16 protein-coding genes are annotated in these 16,449 nt (G+C 53.1%); 8 read left to right on the top strand and 8 right to left on the bottom strand.

Annotated elements, in window-relative coordinates:
• The first annotated feature begins 33 nt into the window (after positions 1 to 33).
• The 3 genes from FHI25_RS01505 to FHI25_RS01495 all read left to right on the top strand — a co-directional run bounded on the left by FHI25_RS01505 (position 34) and on the right by FHI25_RS01495 (position 2,566).
• Complete coding sequence (locus tag FHI25_RS01505; RefSeq protein WP_210514361.1) at positions 34 to 990, top strand: sugar-binding domain-containing protein; 957 nt, start codon at positions 34 to 36, stop codon at positions 988 to 990.
• Positions 991 to 1,076: 86 nt separating this feature from the next.
• On the top strand, positions 1,077 to 1,808 hold the full coding sequence (locus FHI25_RS01500) for an SDR family oxidoreductase (RefSeq protein WP_210514359.1): 732 nt from the start codon (positions 1,077 to 1,079) through the stop codon (positions 1,806 to 1,808).
• A gap of 29 nt (positions 1,809 to 1,837) precedes the next feature.
• On the top strand, positions 1,838 to 2,566 hold the full coding sequence (locus FHI25_RS01495) for an SDR family oxidoreductase (protein WP_210514357.1): 729 nt from the start codon (positions 1,838 to 1,840) through the stop codon (positions 2,564 to 2,566).
• Between the two features lie 220 nt (positions 2,567 to 2,786).
• Here the strand turns inward: FHI25_RS01495 and FHI25_RS01490 are convergent, their stop codons facing one another.
• From FHI25_RS01490 to FHI25_RS01460, 7 genes are all read right to left on the bottom strand, one after another.
• Positions 2,787 to 3,716, bottom strand: coding sequence for a sugar kinase (locus tag FHI25_RS01490; protein ID WP_210514355.1), 930 nt, complete (start codon positions 3,714 to 3,716; stop codon positions 2,787 to 2,789).
• Positions 3,716 to 4,753, bottom strand: a complete 1,038-nt coding sequence (locus FHI25_RS01485; protein WP_210514353.1) for an L-idonate 5-dehydrogenase — start codon at positions 4,751 to 4,753, stop codon at positions 3,716 to 3,718. The genes FHI25_RS01490 and FHI25_RS01485 overlap by 1 nt, the downstream gene beginning before the upstream one ends.
• A gap of 11 nt (positions 4,754 to 4,764) precedes the next feature.
• Positions 4,765 to 5,532 carry an SDR family oxidoreductase gene (locus tag FHI25_RS01480; protein ID WP_210514351.1) on the bottom strand — a complete coding sequence of 256 codons (768 nt, stop codon included), beginning with the start codon at positions 5,530 to 5,532 and terminating at the stop codon, positions 4,765 to 4,767.
• Between the two features lie 24 nt (positions 5,533 to 5,556).
• Positions 5,557 to 6,756, bottom strand: coding sequence for a mandelate racemase/muconate lactonizing enzyme family protein (locus FHI25_RS01475; RefSeq protein ID WP_210514349.1), 1,200 nt, complete (start codon positions 6,754 to 6,756; stop codon positions 5,557 to 5,559).
• Positions 6,757 to 6,775: 19 nt separating this feature from the next.
• Positions 6,776 to 8,080 (bottom strand): TRAP transporter large permease subunit, encoded by a 1,305-nt coding sequence (locus FHI25_RS01470; RefSeq protein ID WP_210514346.1) that lies wholly within the window; start codon positions 8,078 to 8,080, stop codon positions 6,776 to 6,778.
• Positions 8,070 to 8,597 carry a TRAP transporter small permease gene (locus tag FHI25_RS01465; protein ID WP_210514344.1) on the bottom strand — a complete coding sequence of 176 codons (528 nt, stop codon included), beginning with the start codon at positions 8,595 to 8,597 and terminating at the stop codon, positions 8,070 to 8,072. The genes FHI25_RS01470 and FHI25_RS01465 overlap by 11 nt, the downstream gene beginning before the upstream one ends.
• Positions 8,598 to 8,660: 63 nt before the next feature.
• The gene (locus FHI25_RS01460; RefSeq protein WP_210514342.1) at positions 8,661 to 9,686 is read right to left on the bottom strand and encodes a TRAP transporter substrate-binding protein; all 1,026 of its coding nucleotides are present in this window, start codon (positions 9,684 to 9,686) and stop codon (positions 8,661 to 8,663) included.
• 171 nt (positions 9,687 to 9,857) lie between these two features.
• Here FHI25_RS01460 and FHI25_RS01455 point away from each other — a divergent pair, with 171 nt between their 5' ends.
• Positions 9,858 to 10,619 (top strand): GntR family transcriptional regulator, encoded by a 762-nt coding sequence (locus tag FHI25_RS01455; protein WP_210514340.1) that lies wholly within the window; start codon positions 9,858 to 9,860, stop codon positions 10,617 to 10,619.
• Positions 10,620 to 10,727: 108 nt separating this feature from the next.
• Complete coding sequence (locus tag FHI25_RS01450) at positions 10,728 to 11,699, top strand: 2-hydroxyacid dehydrogenase (protein ID WP_210514338.1); 972 nt, start codon at positions 10,728 to 10,730, stop codon at positions 11,697 to 11,699.
• 290 nt (positions 11,700 to 11,989) lie between these two features.
• On the opposite strand, the gene FHI25_RS01445 is transcribed toward FHI25_RS01450, so the two are convergent.
• The gene (locus FHI25_RS01445; protein WP_210514336.1) at positions 11,990 to 13,042 is read right to left on the bottom strand and encodes a LacI family DNA-binding transcriptional regulator; all 1,053 of its coding nucleotides are present in this window, start codon (positions 13,040 to 13,042) and stop codon (positions 11,990 to 11,992) included.
• A 303-nt stretch (positions 13,043 to 13,345) separates the two neighbouring features.
• Here FHI25_RS01445 and FHI25_RS01440 point away from each other — a divergent pair, with 303 nt between their 5' ends.
• The 3 genes from FHI25_RS01440 to FHI25_RS20785 all read left to right on the top strand — a co-directional run bounded on the left by FHI25_RS01440 (position 13,346) and on the right by FHI25_RS20785 (position 16,447).
• Entirely contained in the window at positions 13,346 to 14,326 is a 981-nt protein-coding gene (locus FHI25_RS01440; protein ID WP_210514334.1) for an NAD(P)-dependent oxidoreductase, read from the top strand.
• Positions 14,327 to 14,374: 48 nt separating this feature from the next.
• Positions 14,375 to 15,358, top strand: a complete 984-nt coding sequence (locus tag FHI25_RS01435; RefSeq protein ID WP_210514332.1) for a substrate-binding domain-containing protein — start codon at positions 14,375 to 14,377, stop codon at positions 15,356 to 15,358.
• A gap of 84 nt (positions 15,359 to 15,442) precedes the next feature.
• Positions 15,443 to 16,447 carry a Gfo/Idh/MocA family oxidoreductase gene (locus tag FHI25_RS20785; protein ID WP_210514330.1) on the top strand — a complete coding sequence of 335 codons (1,005 nt, stop codon included), beginning with the start codon at positions 15,443 to 15,445 and terminating at the stop codon, positions 16,445 to 16,447.
• The last annotated feature ends 2 nt before the right edge of the window (positions 16,448 to 16,449 follow it).

Below are 16,449 nucleotides of genomic sequence, written 5' to 3'. Positions count from 1 at the left end.
CAGAATGTGCAGGGTCATGAAAGGGAGTAAAACATGCCAAGAGAGCCGCTTGAGGACGGTGAAGGGTTCGTAACCGAAGTCTGTTGGCGTTACTATGTGAACGGCCAGACACAGGCTGAAGTCGCGCGCGATATGGGAGTTACCCGCCTTCGCGTTAATCAGGCGATCCAGAAAGCAAAATCGCTTGGACTTGTGAAAATCCAGATCGAGTCGCCGTTCGTGACGCGCCTTGAGGTTCAGCAGCGTCTTGAACAGGCCGGTGTAGCAAGGGCGCTTGTGGTGCCGGTGGATCATGCAAATTACGACAACCATGCCCCCGTGGGGGCGGCATTGGCGCATTATCTCTCCTCAACGCTCAAGAACGAACCTTGGAAACGCATTGGTGTGTCCTGGGGGGTGACCTTGCAGCGTGCTATGGAACGTTTGCCGCTGCATTCCTTGCCGGATCTTGAAATCCTCGCCCTGATGGGCGGGACCGCGGCGGGATCATCTTTCAATGCCTTTAGCATCGCGTCGGGCTTTGCCGAGCGGTTCGATGCAAATTACTCCCATCTGGTGGCGCCTATTTATCTGCCCGGTGACGTCGATAAGGACGTGTTGCTCAGCCAAGAGATTTATGCAACGCACATCGAACGTTGCCTGTCGGCAGATGCGGCTTTGCTGGTTGTCGGGGACGTCTCGGATTTATCCTTTATGGTCAAGTATGGTCTGCCGCGGGATGTAACCATGCAGGAATTACGTGATGCCGGGGCAGTTGGCGATGTGCTGGGTCGCTTCCTTGATGCGGACGGGAATGAAATTGACCATCCGCTTAATGCGCGCACGGTTGGCGTCAACCTTAACGCGCTGGCAGATATCCCCAACAAGATACTGACCGCTGCCGGAAAGCATAAGGTTCCGATCATCAAGGCGGCGATCAAGCGTGGTCTGGTCGACACACTTGTGACCGATGATCTGACAGCGGAACTCTTACTCGAAACCATGACATAACCATCTGAGCACAGGTCACAAGGCACGGACAAATCGTTAGAAAAACAAGCCAGTGCGTGTTTCAAAATCAGGGAAAACGTCGACTTATGACAGCTACATTTTCAGGAAAGAAAGTCATCATCACCGGGGCCGGGAAGGGCATTGGTCATGCATGTGCGCAAATCATGGCCGCGCGCGGGGCGTCGGTTGTCGCCATGGCACGCACGCAAGCCGACCTTGATGCACTGACGGACGAAATTGGGGCAACCGGTATTCGCGTTGATCTGGCTCACAGTGAAGCGGCCCGCGATGCCATGAAGTCAGCAGGTCCAGCGGATTATCTGATCAATTGTGCGGGGACAAATGTTCTCGAAAGCGTGCTTGAGATGACCGATGAGGGATATGAAACCGTCTTGGGCATCAATCTGCGGGCTGCCCTGATATGCGCGCAGGAATTTGCCCGTGCGCGGGTGGCGGCCGGCGGCGGCGGGGCGATTGTTAATGTCACCTCGATTGCCGGGCATCGCGGATTTGTAGATCACATGTGCTATGCCGCGTCCAAGGCCGGGCTTGAAGGGGCGATGCGTGTGATGGCCAAGGAGCTTGGTCCGCATGGCATTCGCGTCAATGCGGTGGCCCCGACGGTGACCATGACGGAACTGGCAGCTGCGGCTTGGTCAGACCCGGCAAAACGCGATCCAATGATGGTGCGTCATCCCCATGGCCGCTTTGCCGAGGTCGAAGAAGTCGCAGGGTCTATCGTTATGTTGCTTGATGATGATGCGTCCTTCGTCAGTGGCGCGGTTCTTCCTGTCGATGGCGGTTTTCTGGCTGTCTGATTCCAAACCTTATTTTTCGGAGATGTATTATGGCTCAATCACTTGCGGGTAAGATTGCCGTTGTCACCGGCGCTGCATCGGGCATTGGCCTGTCGACCACACGTGCGCTGCTCGATGCCGGTGCCAAGGTCGTGATGGTGGATTATAACAAGGATGCGCTTACCGAGGTGACCGGCGAGCTTGGAGAGAATGCTATTGCCCAGCACACTAACCTTCTTGATGTCGACAGCTGTGTGGCCATGGTTCCCGAAATCCTAGAAAAGGTCGATCACATCGATATTCTGCATTGTAATGCTGGGTCTTATATCGGCGGTGATCTGGTTGAAACCGATACGGCAACCATCGACAGGATGCTGAATTTGAACGTCAATGCAGTGATGAAAAACGTCCGTGATGTGATCCCGCACATGCAGGAACGCGGCACGGGTGACATCATCGTTACCGCATCGGTTGCCGGACATATGCCCATTCAATGGGAGCCGGTTTATTCCGGATCAAAATGGGCGATAACCTGCTTTGTACAGACTATGCGCCGTCAGCTCAACAAGCACGGCATTCGCGTCGCCCAGGTCTCGCCAGGTCCTGTGGTATCAGCACTTCTGGCCGACTGGCCGGAAGAAAACCTGCGCAAAGCCAAGGAAAACGGAGCATTGCTTGATCCCTGCGAAGTCTCGGATGCGGTAATTTACATGCTCTCACGTCCGCGCACTGTAACCATCCGCGACATGATCATCCTTCCGACTAACTTTGATATTTAACCTTACAGCTACTAAGTTAACGCTGTGGTTGTTTTGGCAGATGTCGACTTTATCTGCCGAGGCAGAATTGTCAGCGTTTCGGTCAATTCTGCAGATTTATGTCATCTTTTCTGCACGTGACACGAAAATTTATGCCGCCTGAGCCCGGCGCATATATGCGTCGGCGTAGGTGTAGCTATTTTTTTCATAACTCGTAGTTATGGATATTCTTTATTGTTTCTCATGAACGTTCAGCAGTTACCAATTTAGGAAGCTCCACAATCGCGCCCCGTTTTTGAATGACATGTCCCGCCACGTTGTGAGCAAGGGAAACGGCATCATCAAGGCTTTTGCCGGAGCATTTTGCGTAGATGAAACCGGCGTTAAATGAATCGCCTGCTCCAGTCGTGTCGATTGGTTTGACTTTTTTCGGTGCGAAACGTGTTTCAGCAGTGTCCAAAGCCCGATGTATGATTTCTGAATCAGCGTTCTTTACGACAACTTCCTCGCATCCCAGCGCAAGGTAACGGTGCGCGGTGTCAAAAGGTGAGTAATCACCAAACGCGTCCTGCTCATCTGAAAAGCTCGGCATGACGAGGTTTGAAAGAGCGGCTGCACGCTCAATCGCGTCACACATCTCGTTGTGGGTTTTCCAAAGCTTTGGGCGGAGGTTCGGGTCAAAAATGACCTGCTGGCCGTTTTTGCGGCAGTTTCCGATCAGACGAAGGAAAGTGTCGCGGTCTTTTGGCGGAAGTATCGCAAGGGTTATTCCCGAGAAGTAAATCACATTCTGCTCGGTCATGACTTGTTGCAAAATATCAGGATCAGCAGCAAGTAGTCTTGCCGCGGAGTTTTCACGCCAATAAGAGAAACTCCTTTCGCCATCTTGTAAATGGATTGCATAGAGGCCGGGCTGACGGTCCGCGATCCTGACGATGTGATCAATGGCAAATCCTGCACGTTGCAAGAACGCATACATCTCGTCAGAGAGGCGATCTTGGCCAAGTGCTGTAAAATACTCGACGTTCCATGATTCATCGAACAATTGCCGGAGATACCAAGCAGTGTTCATGGTATCTCCCGCGAAACCCTGTTGCCAAAGGCCTGTTTCAGCAGGAGAAAGTTCGACCATGCATTCGCCGATGCAAAGCACTTTGTTTGAGGTTTTCATCAGCTGAAATCCAATTGCACTTTCATGGATTGGCTGCGATCCGATGCAAGGTCAAAGGCCTTTTTAGCGTCCCGGAAGGGGAGCACCGAACTGATGATCGGCGAAACATCAATCACCTTGCGGTCAATTAGTTCTGCGGCCTGGGCAAATTCCGCATCAAAGCGGAAGCTTCCGATCATTTCGACTTCTTTGGTGACCGCGAGACTGAGCGGGAGTTCGCCGTTGCCGCCAAGCCCGACCGAGATGATCGTGCCACCTGGTTTTACTACATCGAAGGCATTGGCAAGTGCCTGCGGACTGCCGGAGCACTCAAACACAACATCCTGAGTGCCCTTGTTCATGCCAAGCGTTTTAAAGTCATCGGCATTCTGGGCGACATCAATGCAGCTATTTGCACCTGCCTGTTGGGCGATATCCAAGGCCGCCTGTGACAGGTCCGTCGCGGTAATCCAGTGCGCTCCGGAATGGGCGGCGGCCAAAATGGTCAGGCAACCGATCGGGCCGCAGCCGGAAACGAGGACTTTTTTCCCCGACAGCGCCCCGGCCTGATGCACAGCATGCAAGCAGACGGCCAACGGTTCGCTGCAGGCGGCGTGTTCCATGTTGATGTCCGGGGACAGTTTGACCAACTGTTCTGCCGGCAGGTTGATCTGCTGGCGGAACAGGCCCTGTTGATGGGGAAAGCGCATTGCGCTGCCAAAGAAACGCATGTCCGTGCATTGATTGCGCATATTTGCGCGGCAATACTGGCATTCGTTGCAGGGCATGGAGGGATTGACCGCGACCTTGTCATTTACAGAGAGGTCAGTGACGTTTTGGCCAATAGCAACGATCTTGCCAGCGACTTCATGCCCTAACGTCATGGGTTCGCGAATTTTAACCGCCCCAAAACCGCCGCTATGGTAGTAATGCAGGTCCGAGCCGCATATGCCGCCCTTGTCAATCTGGACGGTGACCATGCCCGGTTGCGGTGCACCGGGCTGATCGATCGGGTCCACCCGCAGATCATGGGGTGAGTGTATGACAACAGAGTACATGTAAGATCACCCTAAAGAACAGAAATCATGCCGCCATCGGCATAGATGATCTGACCGTTTACGTAGTTCGACGCATCCGAGCAGAGATAAATCGCCGTGCCGATAAGTTCTTCGGGCTTGCCCCAGCGGCGTGCTGGCGTACGTCCCTTGACCCATGCATCGAATTCCGGGTTGGATGTGAGCGCCTCGTTCATGTCGGTCAGCATGTAGCCCGGCCCAATCGCATTCGCCTGAAGGCCTCGTTCGGCCCATTCGGCCGCCATCGCCTTGGTCAGCATTTTGATGCCACCCTTGGCGACGGTGTAGGGGGCGACGGTTGCGCGTGCCAGTTCGCTTGTGAGGGATCCGATATTAACGATTTTGCCGTAACCGCGTTTGACCATACGTTTGGCGGCTTCGCGGCCAATCATGAAGGCCGATGTCAGGTTGGTATCAATCACACGCTGCCAGTCGGCAGTGTCCAGTTCCAGCATGGGTTTGCGGAACTGGATACCAGCGTTATTGATCAGGATGTCGACCTGCACACCTGCGGCGTCCAAGCGGTCAAAAGCAGCCTTGATTGCGGCTTCGTCGGTTACGTCAAACAGAGACGTATCGACCTTCATGCCCTTTGCCGACATTTCTTTTTGTGCCTGTGAAAGTCTGTCTGCATTGGTGCCATTAAGGATCACTGTGGCACCGGCTGCGGCCAAGCCTTCGGCAAAGGCGCGGCCTAGTCCACGTGAAGAGCCGGTTATGAGGGCCGTTTTTCCGGCGAGCGAGAAAAGTTCGAGAGACATGGTTCCTCCAACGGGCTTTTATTTTCAGGCTTTGCTTTCACGGACGGTCAGGTCGCTGCGATCAAAGAAGGATTTCAGCAGTTCGACACCAAGGCCGGGGCCCGCCATCGGATAGACGTAGCCGTTTTCGATTTTCGGAACGGCGGTCACCAGTTCGTTATACCAGCCCTTATAGAAGGCGCGGACGCTTTCCTGAATAAGGGTGTTGGGTTGGCTAAACGACATGTGAATTGCGGCCGCAAAACCAACCGGACCGATGCAGTCATGCGGGGCAAACGGGCGGTGCCATGTTTCCGCAAGAGCGGCGATTTTTTTGCCTTCGGTAAGGCCGCCGGTCCAGCACAGGTCAACCATGACAACATGGGTTGCATCACGATCAAGCATATCCTTGTAGGGCCAGCGTGAGCCCAGTGTTTCACTGGCACAGGTCCAGACATCGGTAGATGAAGCAAATTCTGCCAAGGCCTGCGGTGAGTTCATCCGGATCGGGTCTTCGTACCAGGTCGGGCTGAACTGTTCGAGTTCGCGGGCAATTTTTTTGGCGGTCGGCAGGTTCCATTGAGAATGGAACTCGACCATGATTTCCATCTTGTCGCCAACAGCCTTGCGGATTTCTTCGAAAGGATGGATCGCCTTTTTCATCTGTTCGGCTGTGATGTACTGCCCACGTGTTTCGGCAGCCATCGGGTCAAACGGCCAGATCTTCATTGCCGTGATGCCGGATTCCAGAAGATTTTCGGCCAGTTGGGCCGGGCGGTTCATGAAACCGTCGAGATCCTCATAGGGGCCTTCCGGCTCACCGAGGTTCCAGTTAGAGACAGGCTTGATGTTGTTGGTGCGGACATAGCGATATCCAGCACAGGTGTTGTAAACCCGGATTTTATCCCAGCACAAACCACCCAGCATTTGGTGGACAGGCTGTTCGCATACTTTGCCAAAGATGTCCCAAAGCGCAATATCAATGGCAGAGGCGGCACGATATTCCGCCCCCGTCGATGATTGTGCCATCGGCAAGTTGACCATTTCCTTGTGCAGGGCTTCGATATGAAGGGGGGGCTGCCCGATCAGGCGCCCGGCCAGCGTTTCGTGAATGTGGGCTTCGACCGCACCTGCACCATAGAAGGTTTCGCCAAGGCCAGTGATCCCGGCGTCTGTTTCGACATGGACCCAAAGCACATTGGCAAATTCGTCCACGCGGTAGGTTTTGATAGCTGTGATCTTCATTTTCTTATCCGAATTCAGATTAATTGAGTATTTCCGGGAGCCATAGCGCGATGGACGGGAATGTCAGCATCAACGCCAGGAAGGCGATCTGAATGAGCATGAAAGGCCAAAGAGATGCGAAAATCGTCTGAACGGTGATTTCCGGCGGGGCGACGCTTTTGAGGTAGAAAGCGGCCGGGCCAAATGGCGGTGACAGGAAAGCCACCTGCATGGTCAGCGAGAAAAGAACCCCGAACCAAACCGGGTCATAGCCGAGCTGGGTGACGATTGGCACAAAGATCGGAATGGTCAAAAGCAGGATGCCAATCCAGTCCATAAACAACCCGAGGACGATGAAGATCGCCATCATCAGCATGATTGTAACAACAGGCGCAATATCCAGACCGGTGATCATGCCAGTGACAAAGCGCTGTCCACCTGACAGGTTGTAAATGGCAATCAGTGATGCCGCCCCAAACGTGACCCAAAGGATAATCCCGCAGGATTGCAGAGTACGTGTCAGGGCCTGCCATAGCATTGTGATGTTCAGTTCAGAGCGCAGGGCAATGATCAGAATGGACATGCCGACTGCAATGCCCGCGGCTTCGGTAATTGACGTTACCCCACCGTAAATGCAGCCGAATACGATACCGATCAGGACAAGTAACGGCAGGATGCCGCGCAAAAAGTCCTGTTTTGTAAACGGTTCGGTTCTTTCCGGTGCTTTTGGGGTCAGCGCCGGGTTGAGTGTGCAGCGGATGTAGATATAGGCAAAGTATGCAAAGGCAAGTGCGAAGCCCGGTACGAAGGATGCCAAGAAGAGTTTTTGAACCGAGACGTCAGCGGTCAGTCCATAAATAATCAGGACAATTGACGGCGGGACCATGGTGCCCAGTGACCCGCCGGCGCAGATGATCCCGATAGAAAGTTTCCGATCATATTGCAGGCGCATCATCTGTGGCAGGGCAATCAGACCCAGCAGAACGATTTCGCCGCCAATGATGCCACTGATCGCGGCCATGAAAACGGAAATGATCAGGGTCACGGTCGCAACGCCGCCCTTTAAATTCCCGAAAATCTTGAACAGGGCATCATAAAGATCCTGGGCGAGCCGGGACCGTTCAAGCAATGTTGCCATCAGAATGAAAAGCGGCACAGACAGCAGTGAGTATTCGGTCGCAAGTCCGTAAACTGTTTTATGTGCAAGTGCTATAACCGCCGGGCCAAATTTCAGATAGCTGACAAGAATGGCCAGCGAGCCCGCTGCAAAAGCGAGCGGAACACCCAGCGCCATTAGGGCAAATACACCGCCGACGAGGATAATTGATATAAGTTCAATCGACACGGTTGTCCTCCGTGACTGATTCTGCGGTGTCGGCTGGAGTGCCAAGGAATCTTTTGACGCAGTTGATGATCGCGTAAAGCGCCATCAATCCGGTTGTCAGAACAATAAGGGGCTTCACCGTTGCCGGGATCGGCGGGTTCCATGCGGTACCAAACGGTTCCCAATTCATCAGAGATTGCCACGAACTGGGCGCACCGAACCACGCAATGCCAAGGCAAAATGTCAGGCAGCAAGCCAGCGTGATGAGATCGAATATGCGCTGAAGCCATGCGGGGCACGCGTCATAAAGGACTGTAATTCTGAGATGCTGGTCTCTTTGCATGGCATAGAGACCAGCGGCCAGAAACAGGATTGCCGATAGCCACAAAGCCAGTTCATTGGCCCAGATTGTCGGAGTTTTGAAAATGTAGCGAGCGATGACTTCGTAAAAAGTCACCCCGACAATAATCAATAGAAGTAGGGAAAATAGTGCGACGATGAATTGAAAGCTGCGCACGCGTTTCGGGGTTGCCTGCATCGCGGACCTCCAGAAAAGCCCTCGGGGGATATCCCCCGAGGATCAAAATGATGGACTTGCTGGTTAGTCGAGGATGCCGTTTTTCTTCATATACGCGATATGTGCGTCATAAGCCGCTTTGGCTTCTGGGCTGCGCGTTGCCCAGTCGGCCCAAACCTCCTGGGCTGCTTTGCGGAATGCCTGGCGGTCTGCGTCGCTCCAATCTTCCAAGGTGATGCCAGCCTCGGTCAGCTCTTTGGCAGCTTCTTTGTCAAGCTTGGTTGATTCGGCAATGACTTCCGGGGCAACGGTTGCAATCGCGTTTTCCATGGCCGTTTGCTGTGACTCGTTCAACGCGTTCCATTTTTCCAGGTTAATGGCGATATGTTCGATCGGCATGGAATGGAAGCCAGGATAGGTCGCATATTTTGCGATATCATACAGGCCAAGTTTCTTGTTCACAGCAAGCGTGGATGCATCTGCGCCGGAAACAGTGCCCGTCGACATGGCGGTAAATACTTCGCCAAACGGCATGACAACCGGGCCTGCACCAAGTTTCTGGAAAATTTCAGACTCCATGCCAGGGGGCGAACGGAATTTCCAACCCTTGAGGTCTTCAATACCCGCCAGCGGCGTGGTTGAACTCAGCGATTCCGGGGTTGCGATGAACACCCCGACGAGATGCATGTTGAATTTGTGATAAAGCTCGTTGGCAAGATCAAGGCCGCCATCCTCGTACCAACCAAGAAGCTGTTCCGGGGTGCTATATCCGCCCATGATGTCGCCATAGAACTGGAAAGCCGGGTTCTTGCCAGTGATATAGCCAGCACCCGTTGCGTCACCATCGATGATGCCCATGCTGGATGCTTCGAAGGCCTCGTTCGAGTTGACTACCGACGAGCTGGTGTGCATTTCGACCTGCACCGTGCCATCGGAATATTCTTTTACAAGGTCAGCAAATCGCAGCAACGCTTTGCCCTGCAGCGAGGAGGCGTTGTGGTGTGTCTGGAATTGCAGTGGGTTCGGGGCGGACGCGAGTGCCTGTGATGCCGTGAAGGCCAGAAAGCCGGTGGTGGCCAAGGCGGTCAGTGTTCTTGTTAGTTTTTTCATGTCGTTGGTTCCTCCCTTATGTGACATGTCGTGATATTTCACGAAACATCAGTAACATGCAATGCGCGATAACTTCAATAGTTTTGCTTTCTCGTGTGTGGGAAAATGTGTATATGATATTGAATAAAAACAAATATATTGTGACTTTTTATAAAATTACAGAGACAAAGAATGGCGTCAAAACAGAAAGATAAGGTCATTTCGGGTATTCCTTCCGAACCGGGTAAAGCAGTCTCCGGCAGTGGAAGAAACCTGAACGAGGTAGCCTATAACAAGCTTGAAGAGCTTATTGTTACGTGTGAGTTGAAGCCTGGCAGTTATCTGCGCATACAGGATTTGCAAACTGCAACCGGCATCAGTCGCACGCCAGTCCATCAGGCGGTAACACGCTTGGCCGCGGATACGCTGATGATCATTCAGCCCCGCCAGGGCATCCAGATTGCGCCGATTGATCTGACGCGCACCCATTTGCTGCTGCGGCTGCGTCGCGATATGGAAAGGTTTGTTGTGTCCCTGGCGAGCGCGCGTGCCAGTACATCGCACAGAAGTCAGATGCGCCATCTGATCGGTCTTTTGTCAAAGCATCGCGACAAGATGACGATTGTCGAGTTCAACGAATTTGATCGCCGGATTGATCAAATGATGCTGGCAGCCTGCGGCGAGCCGTTTCTTGAATATACGCTGCGACCTTTGCACACGATTTTCCGCCGTCTGGGATGGATTTATCATACGCAGACGGATGATGGGGTGTCCCTTGACGTGACCATCGACAGCCATCTGGATGTGCTGAATGCGGTTGTGGAGGGGAAAAAGGACGAGGCATTGGTTGCGTCGGACAAGCTGATTGATTTTGTGGATGCGATGTTTCCCGTGCTTGAAAGCAGTATCGCACCGAGCATTTTTGACGTGACCCAGGACTTCGATCCATTTTGATTTAGAGGTTTGACCTCCGTTGTGATTTTACAGTTTTCCTGTTGAAATTTTGTGAAATATCAGAAAATATCAAAGTGCAAAAACAATAACCATATGTGGGAGGATTTCGTGAAGGTCGTGTTCCATGGGGCAAATGCCTCGACTTTTTATCCCGGTTTTGCCGAATTGCTTGAAGAGCCCCATGAGCTTGTCCTGTTGCCCGATCATCTGGACAGTAATGCTGATCGGCAAGACTATGCCAGTGCAGATGTCATCATTGGTATCAAGTTCGACGAAACTTTTCCGACGCCACGCAACCTGAAACTGTATCAAGTGCCGGGGGCTGGTTACGATGGCATCCATGTTCCGGAGCTGCCGGTTGTAGCCTATCTTTGCAATTGCTTTGGGCATGAAATTGCGATCGCGGAATACGCCATGTGTGCGCTGTTGTCACGTCATGTCCCGCTTGCCGATGCCGACGCGCGGTTGCGCAAAGGGGACTGGAAATACTGGGCTGGCGGGCCATCTGGCATGAGAACCGAGCTTGGGAGTACCACAATCGGTATTCTTGGGTACGGGCACATCGGCAAAGCGATCGCCCAGCGCGCCAAAGCCTTTGGTATGGGGGTTCAAGTCGCCAACCGTTCCATGCCGGAAGACCAAAGCCAGATTGATGCTTTCTATGAAATTGACAATTTCAAGGAAATGCTGGCGAACGTGGATGTTGTCGTGAATACACTGCCGCTGGCGGAAAATACGACCGGAATTATTGACGGTCAGGCGTTTGCCAACATGAAGCAGAATGCGGTTTTCATGAATGTCGGCCGCGGTGGCGTGGTCGATGAAGAGGCTCTGTTTAAGGCGCTTAAAGACGGCCTGATCGAACATGCGTTCATTGACACATGGTACCAATATCCAACGGCACCAGATGCGGAGACATTCCCCTCGCGCTTACCATTCCAGGAATTGAGCAACGTCACGATGACGCCCCACATGTCTGGCTGGACGCATGGCACGATTGATCGGCGCACACAAACAATGGCTGAAAACATCAATCTGATTGGTCAGGGGAAAGAACCGATCAATCGCATAAAGCGATAGATCTCCTGTGACTTCGTCTCCCACCGACCAGATTGCTCTTTTGAGTTGTCTGGTTATCCCCCGGGGCAGAAGCCGCCCTTTTGCTCCGGGGCACCTTTAATGTTTGTCACAGCAGAAAAGATTAGTGTGCTGCGTAACAAATGCTATCCGTCAGTTTGGGTCAGTTTTTTGACGTTGGCTTAGGATGTGATGAGTTGTCAGCTTATATGGTACCTGACAATTTTTCCGAGAAATTATTCTGCCTGAGCCCGACGCATACATGCGTCGGCACTGCTGTTTGTTCGGGGGAATTACGCCTTTTCTCCGGACTTCTCGACAGAATCGCGTTCTACCATAAGGCATTCGACCTTGATCTGGTTTGGTGTTGCCAGAAGGCCACCAACGCTGTCGATCAGTAGTTCGGCACTGATTTCGCCCATTTCGTAGTGCGGTAGAATAAGCGTCGTGAGGGCAGGGTGTGTGTGCTGGGCGATTTCGCGGTCGTCAAAGCCGATCACAGCCACATCGTCCGGGATGCTTTTCCCCAGTTCACGCAGCGCGTCAAAACAACCAAGCGCCATCAGGTCATTGGCACAGAAAATCGCGTCTGGCGGATTATCGAGTGCCATAAGCTCATGGGTCATCGAATAACCGGTTGAGGGCTCCCAGTTGCCTGGACGCACAAGTGCCGGATCAAACGGTATATCGTTGCTCGAAAGTGCCTGACGGTATCCCTTGAGGCGGTCGCGCGAGGCGTCGACACCTTTTTGCCCGTTAATGATCGCAATACGTTTGCGACCGGCTTGTATCAGACGTTCAGTTGCCGCCCGTCCCCCCAGCAGGTCACCTGGCAAAACAGACGGAAGGGTGCGGGTGCTGTCGTAGCAATTAACAAGGACAGTGGGCTTCTTTGACAGGATCGGTGGCAATTCCACCAGTCGGGTAAGAATTGTACCGTAAATGATCCCAATGACGTTCGAGTCTGCCAGTTGATTGACGATGCTGGCTTCGATGTTCGCGTTGCCGTGGCTGACCGCGAGGCAAACATTGATCCCGTATTCCAGGGCCTTGTTGTGCGCCCCTTCAAAGGCCAGTGCCATCCAGGGATCGGTGCTGATTTCATCTGCGATAAAGATTATGACGGATCGTGACTTGTTGCTTGGCGCAACCTGGTTTTCACGGCGAACAAGCTGATAGCCAAGTTTGTTCGCAGAATCGATCACGCGCTGACGTGTGGATTCAGTCAGTTTGGCCGGGCTCCCGTTCAGGACCAGTGAGACTGTTGCCTGCGATACGCCCGCCATCGAGGCAACATCCATCATCGTCGGGCGATTTTTGCCACCGTAATGTTTCTTTTGCGACATTGAACTCGTTTTGCCTCTGGTCTTTTAGCCAACCGAATATTGTGCAGTGATTGCGTCAGATGGTGCAAAAACGACCGATAGACAGCGTTTTCGCCCTTAGAATTGAACAGGTTGGCGCACGTCTGAACCACCAAGCCGATATTGGTAATACCTTATTCAAGACGATCAAGACAAGCCGTCTGCCGCGCCTGCAGCATAATTAGTAATCATTCTTGCGGTTGAATTTATATCGGCATTCTATCCTGAGGTCACTTGACTCCATATTATTAATTAATATTATTAATTCAATAGGGAGGATAATTAATGAAAATTTTGATTACTGGTGCAACCGGCAAGGTCGGCAAGGCATTTTTGGCGGCATTTCTTGATAACCCCAAGTATACATCGGCCAAGATCGTGGCGCTGTGCCACAACCGCAAGGTCGAAGCGGGTGAACGGGTAGAGGTCATTACGGGGTCTCTGTCGGATCCGGATGCGGTTGCGCACGTGATGGAGGGTGTCACCCACGTTCTTCATATGGCGGCGGTGAAAGAAAGCCCCGATCTGGTCATTGATGTTGCGATCAAGGGGATGTTCCTGCTTCTGGAAGCCGCGCGCCAGTCATCGACGCTTAAGCAGTTCATTCTGATAGGTGGCGATTGCTCTGTTGGGCACATTTTCAAGGATTATCCGGCGCCAGTCACAGAAACCTCCCCAAGGCAGGCCTACAGCGGCTGTTATGCGCTGACCAAGGTGCTCGAAGAGGTGATGATCGAGCAATATCAAATCCAGTATGGCCTGAATGGCACAGTTTTACGTGCGCCCTGGATCATGGAGAAAGACGACTTTAAATGCGCGCTTTCGTTTGGTCCGGACCAGTTTGGTGGCCCGGTCTGGAGCGACTTGATAAGCGCGGAAAAGGCTGCGCGCCTTGCCGAGGGCAGTTTTGTGCCGTTGATGCGTGATAAAAAGGGCGCGGCTCTTAAGCGCAACTTTGTGCATGTCGATGATCTGGTCGCTGCGTTGATGGCAGCCCTCGATCACCCGGCCGCGATGCAGGAGCTTTTCAATATCTCTATGGATGAGCCGGTCGATTACGCGCAGGTCGCAGATTATCTGGTGCGAACGCGTGATATGGAGCCCGTGGAAATCCCCACGCCGTTTCACAGCAACTGGCTTGATAACACCAAGGCACGGCACGCCTTAGGTTGGCGGCCGCAAGTAGATTTCGAGGAGATGATCGAGCGGGCCTGGGCATATGAAAGAAGCCCGAGCGATCCTCGGAAAATCTGGTATCCGGGGTAATCAATTCCGGGCCAGACCAACTAGGGAGAGCTAAACGTGAAACATAAAATGTTACTAACTCTCGCATCTGCGCTCATTCTTGCGACAGGTGTTGGCGCTGCAAATGCCGATGGGAAAAAGACATTGGCCATTGTGGTGAAAGGCTTGGATAACCCGTTCTTCGAGCAAATCAATCTGGGTTGTCAGAAGTGGATGTCGGAGAACATGGACTCTGAATACGAGTGTTTGTACACCGGGCCTGCATCCAGTGCTGATGAGGCTGGCGAGGTTCAGATCGTCGATGATCTGTTGACCCGCGGTGTTGCCGCAATCGCAATTTCGCCGTCAAATGCGCCAGCGATGGCAAACCGAATTCGTCAGATCAACCCGAATGTTCCGGTGATGACGATTGATGCCGATTTCCTTGAAAAAGATCGCGATTTGCGCGCGACCTATCTGGGAACTGACAACTATCTGATGGGGGTCAAGATGGCCGAAGAAGCCATGATGCTTAAGCCGGACGGGGGATCGGTATGTTTGCAGTTGGGGAATGTTGCGGCGGACAATATTAACGCGCGTGCTTCTGGCTTCCGCGACACGATTTCAGGCGCTAAGGGGACCGAGCGCCTTGCGAACAGCAATGGCTGGACGGAAATTGAAGGGTGTCCGGTCTTTACCAATGACCAGGTCGATCTTGCCAATCAGCAGATGGCCGACACCTTCACGGCAAATCCCGATCTTGATGCCTTTATTCTGATTGGCGGCTGGGCACAGTTTGCGCCGCAAGCCTATGCCCAGGTTACCGATCAGGTCATGGACCGGCTGAAATCCAAGGAGCTGATCCTGATTGCGGGCGATACGCTTCCTCCGCAAACCCAGGCATTCCGCGACGGGCGCAGCCATGCGCAGGTCGGTCAGCGTCCGTTTGAGATGGGGTATCGGGCACCTGACGTGATGATCGAACTGATCAATGGCAAAAAGGTAGATGATCCACTCTATACGGGACTGGATGTTTGCAATCAGTCGGATCCGGGTTTTTGCGCGGATAACTGATACCAATCCTTGATGAACTGAGCCGGATTTGTTGATCAGATCCGGCTCGATTTTTATCCGGGCTTACAAAGGGCGGAAGACAACGTGACAAAAACAAAAATCAACTGGGGCATTCTTTCGACGGCCAATATCGGCGTGGAGAAAGTTATTCCGGCAATCAAAAAATCACCCTCGTCGAATGTGCTGGGGATTGCATCGCGCAATGCGGGGCGATCGGCGAGGGTGGCCAATGACCTTGGAATTCAGAAGTCTTATGCGTCTTACGAGGCGTTGATTGCTGATCCGGAAATTGATGCGATTTACAACCCGTTGCCAAACCATATGCATGTCGACTGGACGCTGGCTGCAGCACGGGCAGGTAAGCATGTGCTGTGTGAAAAGCCCGTCGGGTTAAATGCGCGCGATGCAGAACGGCTACGCGCGTGTCCGAAAAATGTGTTGGTCGCAGAGGCCTTTATGGTGCGCTACCACCCGCAATGGATACGTGTGCGCGAGATGGTCAGAAGCGGTGAGCTTGGTGAGGTCAGGGCGATCCAGGCGGCATTCAGTTACTTTAACGATGATGGTCGGGATATTCGCAACAGGTCAGAGGCCGGTGGTGGTGCCATCATGGATATCGGTTGCTACCCGATCACGGCGGGACGGTTTTTGTTCGAAGACGAGCCGTTGCGCGTTATGGCCCTGATCGATCGAGATCCCGCATTCAAAACCGATCGGATGGCGAGTGTGGTTGCGGACTTTGGCGGCGGCCGGCAATTGTCATTCATGGTTTCGACCCAACTGTGTCCGTATCAGACCTTGAATGTGTTTGGCACGAAGGCACGGGCCGAAATCATGATCCCCTACAACGCGCCGGCAGACAAAGAAACCGCCCTGATTGTCGATACAGGCGAGAGCCTGGATGGCAGCCTGGCTGGCTGCGAGATCGTGCCAGCGTGTGATCAATATGCCGAACAGGCGGAAATGTTTGCGCAGGCCATTCTGACAGGAAGAGGTTTGCCATACGGCATCGAGGATTCGATTGCCTCCATGCGTGTTCTTGACGCGGTTTTTGCGAGCGAAGAGCAAAAAACGTGGGCCAATCTGTAATT

Source organism: Thalassospira sp. ER-Se-21-Dark (assembly GCF_017922435.1).
Lineage (GTDB): Bacteria > Pseudomonadota > Alphaproteobacteria > Rhodospirillales > Thalassospiraceae > Thalassospira.
The sequence above is the reverse complement of the archived record's forward strand: the minus strand, read 5'-3'. Positions and strand labels throughout refer to the sequence as shown.

Coding starts and splice junctions, on each gene's coding strand:
- FHI25_RS01435 (WP_210514332.1), top strand. CDS start 14,375: ATGTTACTAACTCTCGCATCTGCGCTCATTCTTGCGACAGGTGTTGGC.
- FHI25_RS01505 (WP_210514361.1), top strand. CDS start 34: ATGCCAAGAGAGCCGCTTGAGGACGGTGAAGGGTTCGTAACCGAAGTC.
- FHI25_RS01490 (WP_210514355.1), bottom strand. CDS start 3,716: ATGAAAACCTCAAACAAAGTGCTTTGCATCGGCGAATGCATGGTCGAA.
- FHI25_RS01475 (WP_210514349.1), bottom strand. CDS start 6,756: ATGAAGATCACAGCTATCAAAACCTACCGCGTGGACGAATTTGCCAAT.
- FHI25_RS01440 (WP_210514334.1), top strand. CDS start 13,346: ATGAAAATTTTGATTACTGGTGCAACCGGCAAGGTCGGCAAGGCATTT.
- FHI25_RS01445 (WP_210514336.1), bottom strand. CDS start 13,042: ATGTCGCAAAAGAAACATTACGGTGGCAAAAATCGCCCGACGATGATG.
- FHI25_RS01455 (WP_210514340.1), top strand. CDS start 9,858: ATGGCGTCAAAACAGAAAGATAAGGTCATTTCGGGTATTCCTTCCGAA.
- FHI25_RS01465 (WP_210514344.1), bottom strand. CDS start 8,597: ATGCAGGCAACCCCGAAACGCGTGCGCAGCTTTCAATTCATCGTCGCA.
- FHI25_RS01500 (WP_210514359.1), top strand. CDS start 1,077: ATGACAGCTACATTTTCAGGAAAGAAAGTCATCATCACCGGGGCCGGG.
- FHI25_RS01485 (WP_210514353.1), bottom strand. CDS start 4,753: ATGTACTCTGTTGTCATACACTCACCCCATGATCTGCGGGTGGACCCG.
- FHI25_RS01480 (WP_210514351.1), bottom strand. CDS start 5,532: ATGTCTCTCGAACTTTTCTCGCTCGCCGGAAAAACGGCCCTCATAACC.
- FHI25_RS01460 (WP_210514342.1), bottom strand. CDS start 9,686: ATGAAAAAACTAACAAGAACACTGACCGCCTTGGCCACCACCGGCTTT.
- FHI25_RS01495 (WP_210514357.1), top strand. CDS start 1,838: ATGGCTCAATCACTTGCGGGTAAGATTGCCGTTGTCACCGGCGCTGCA.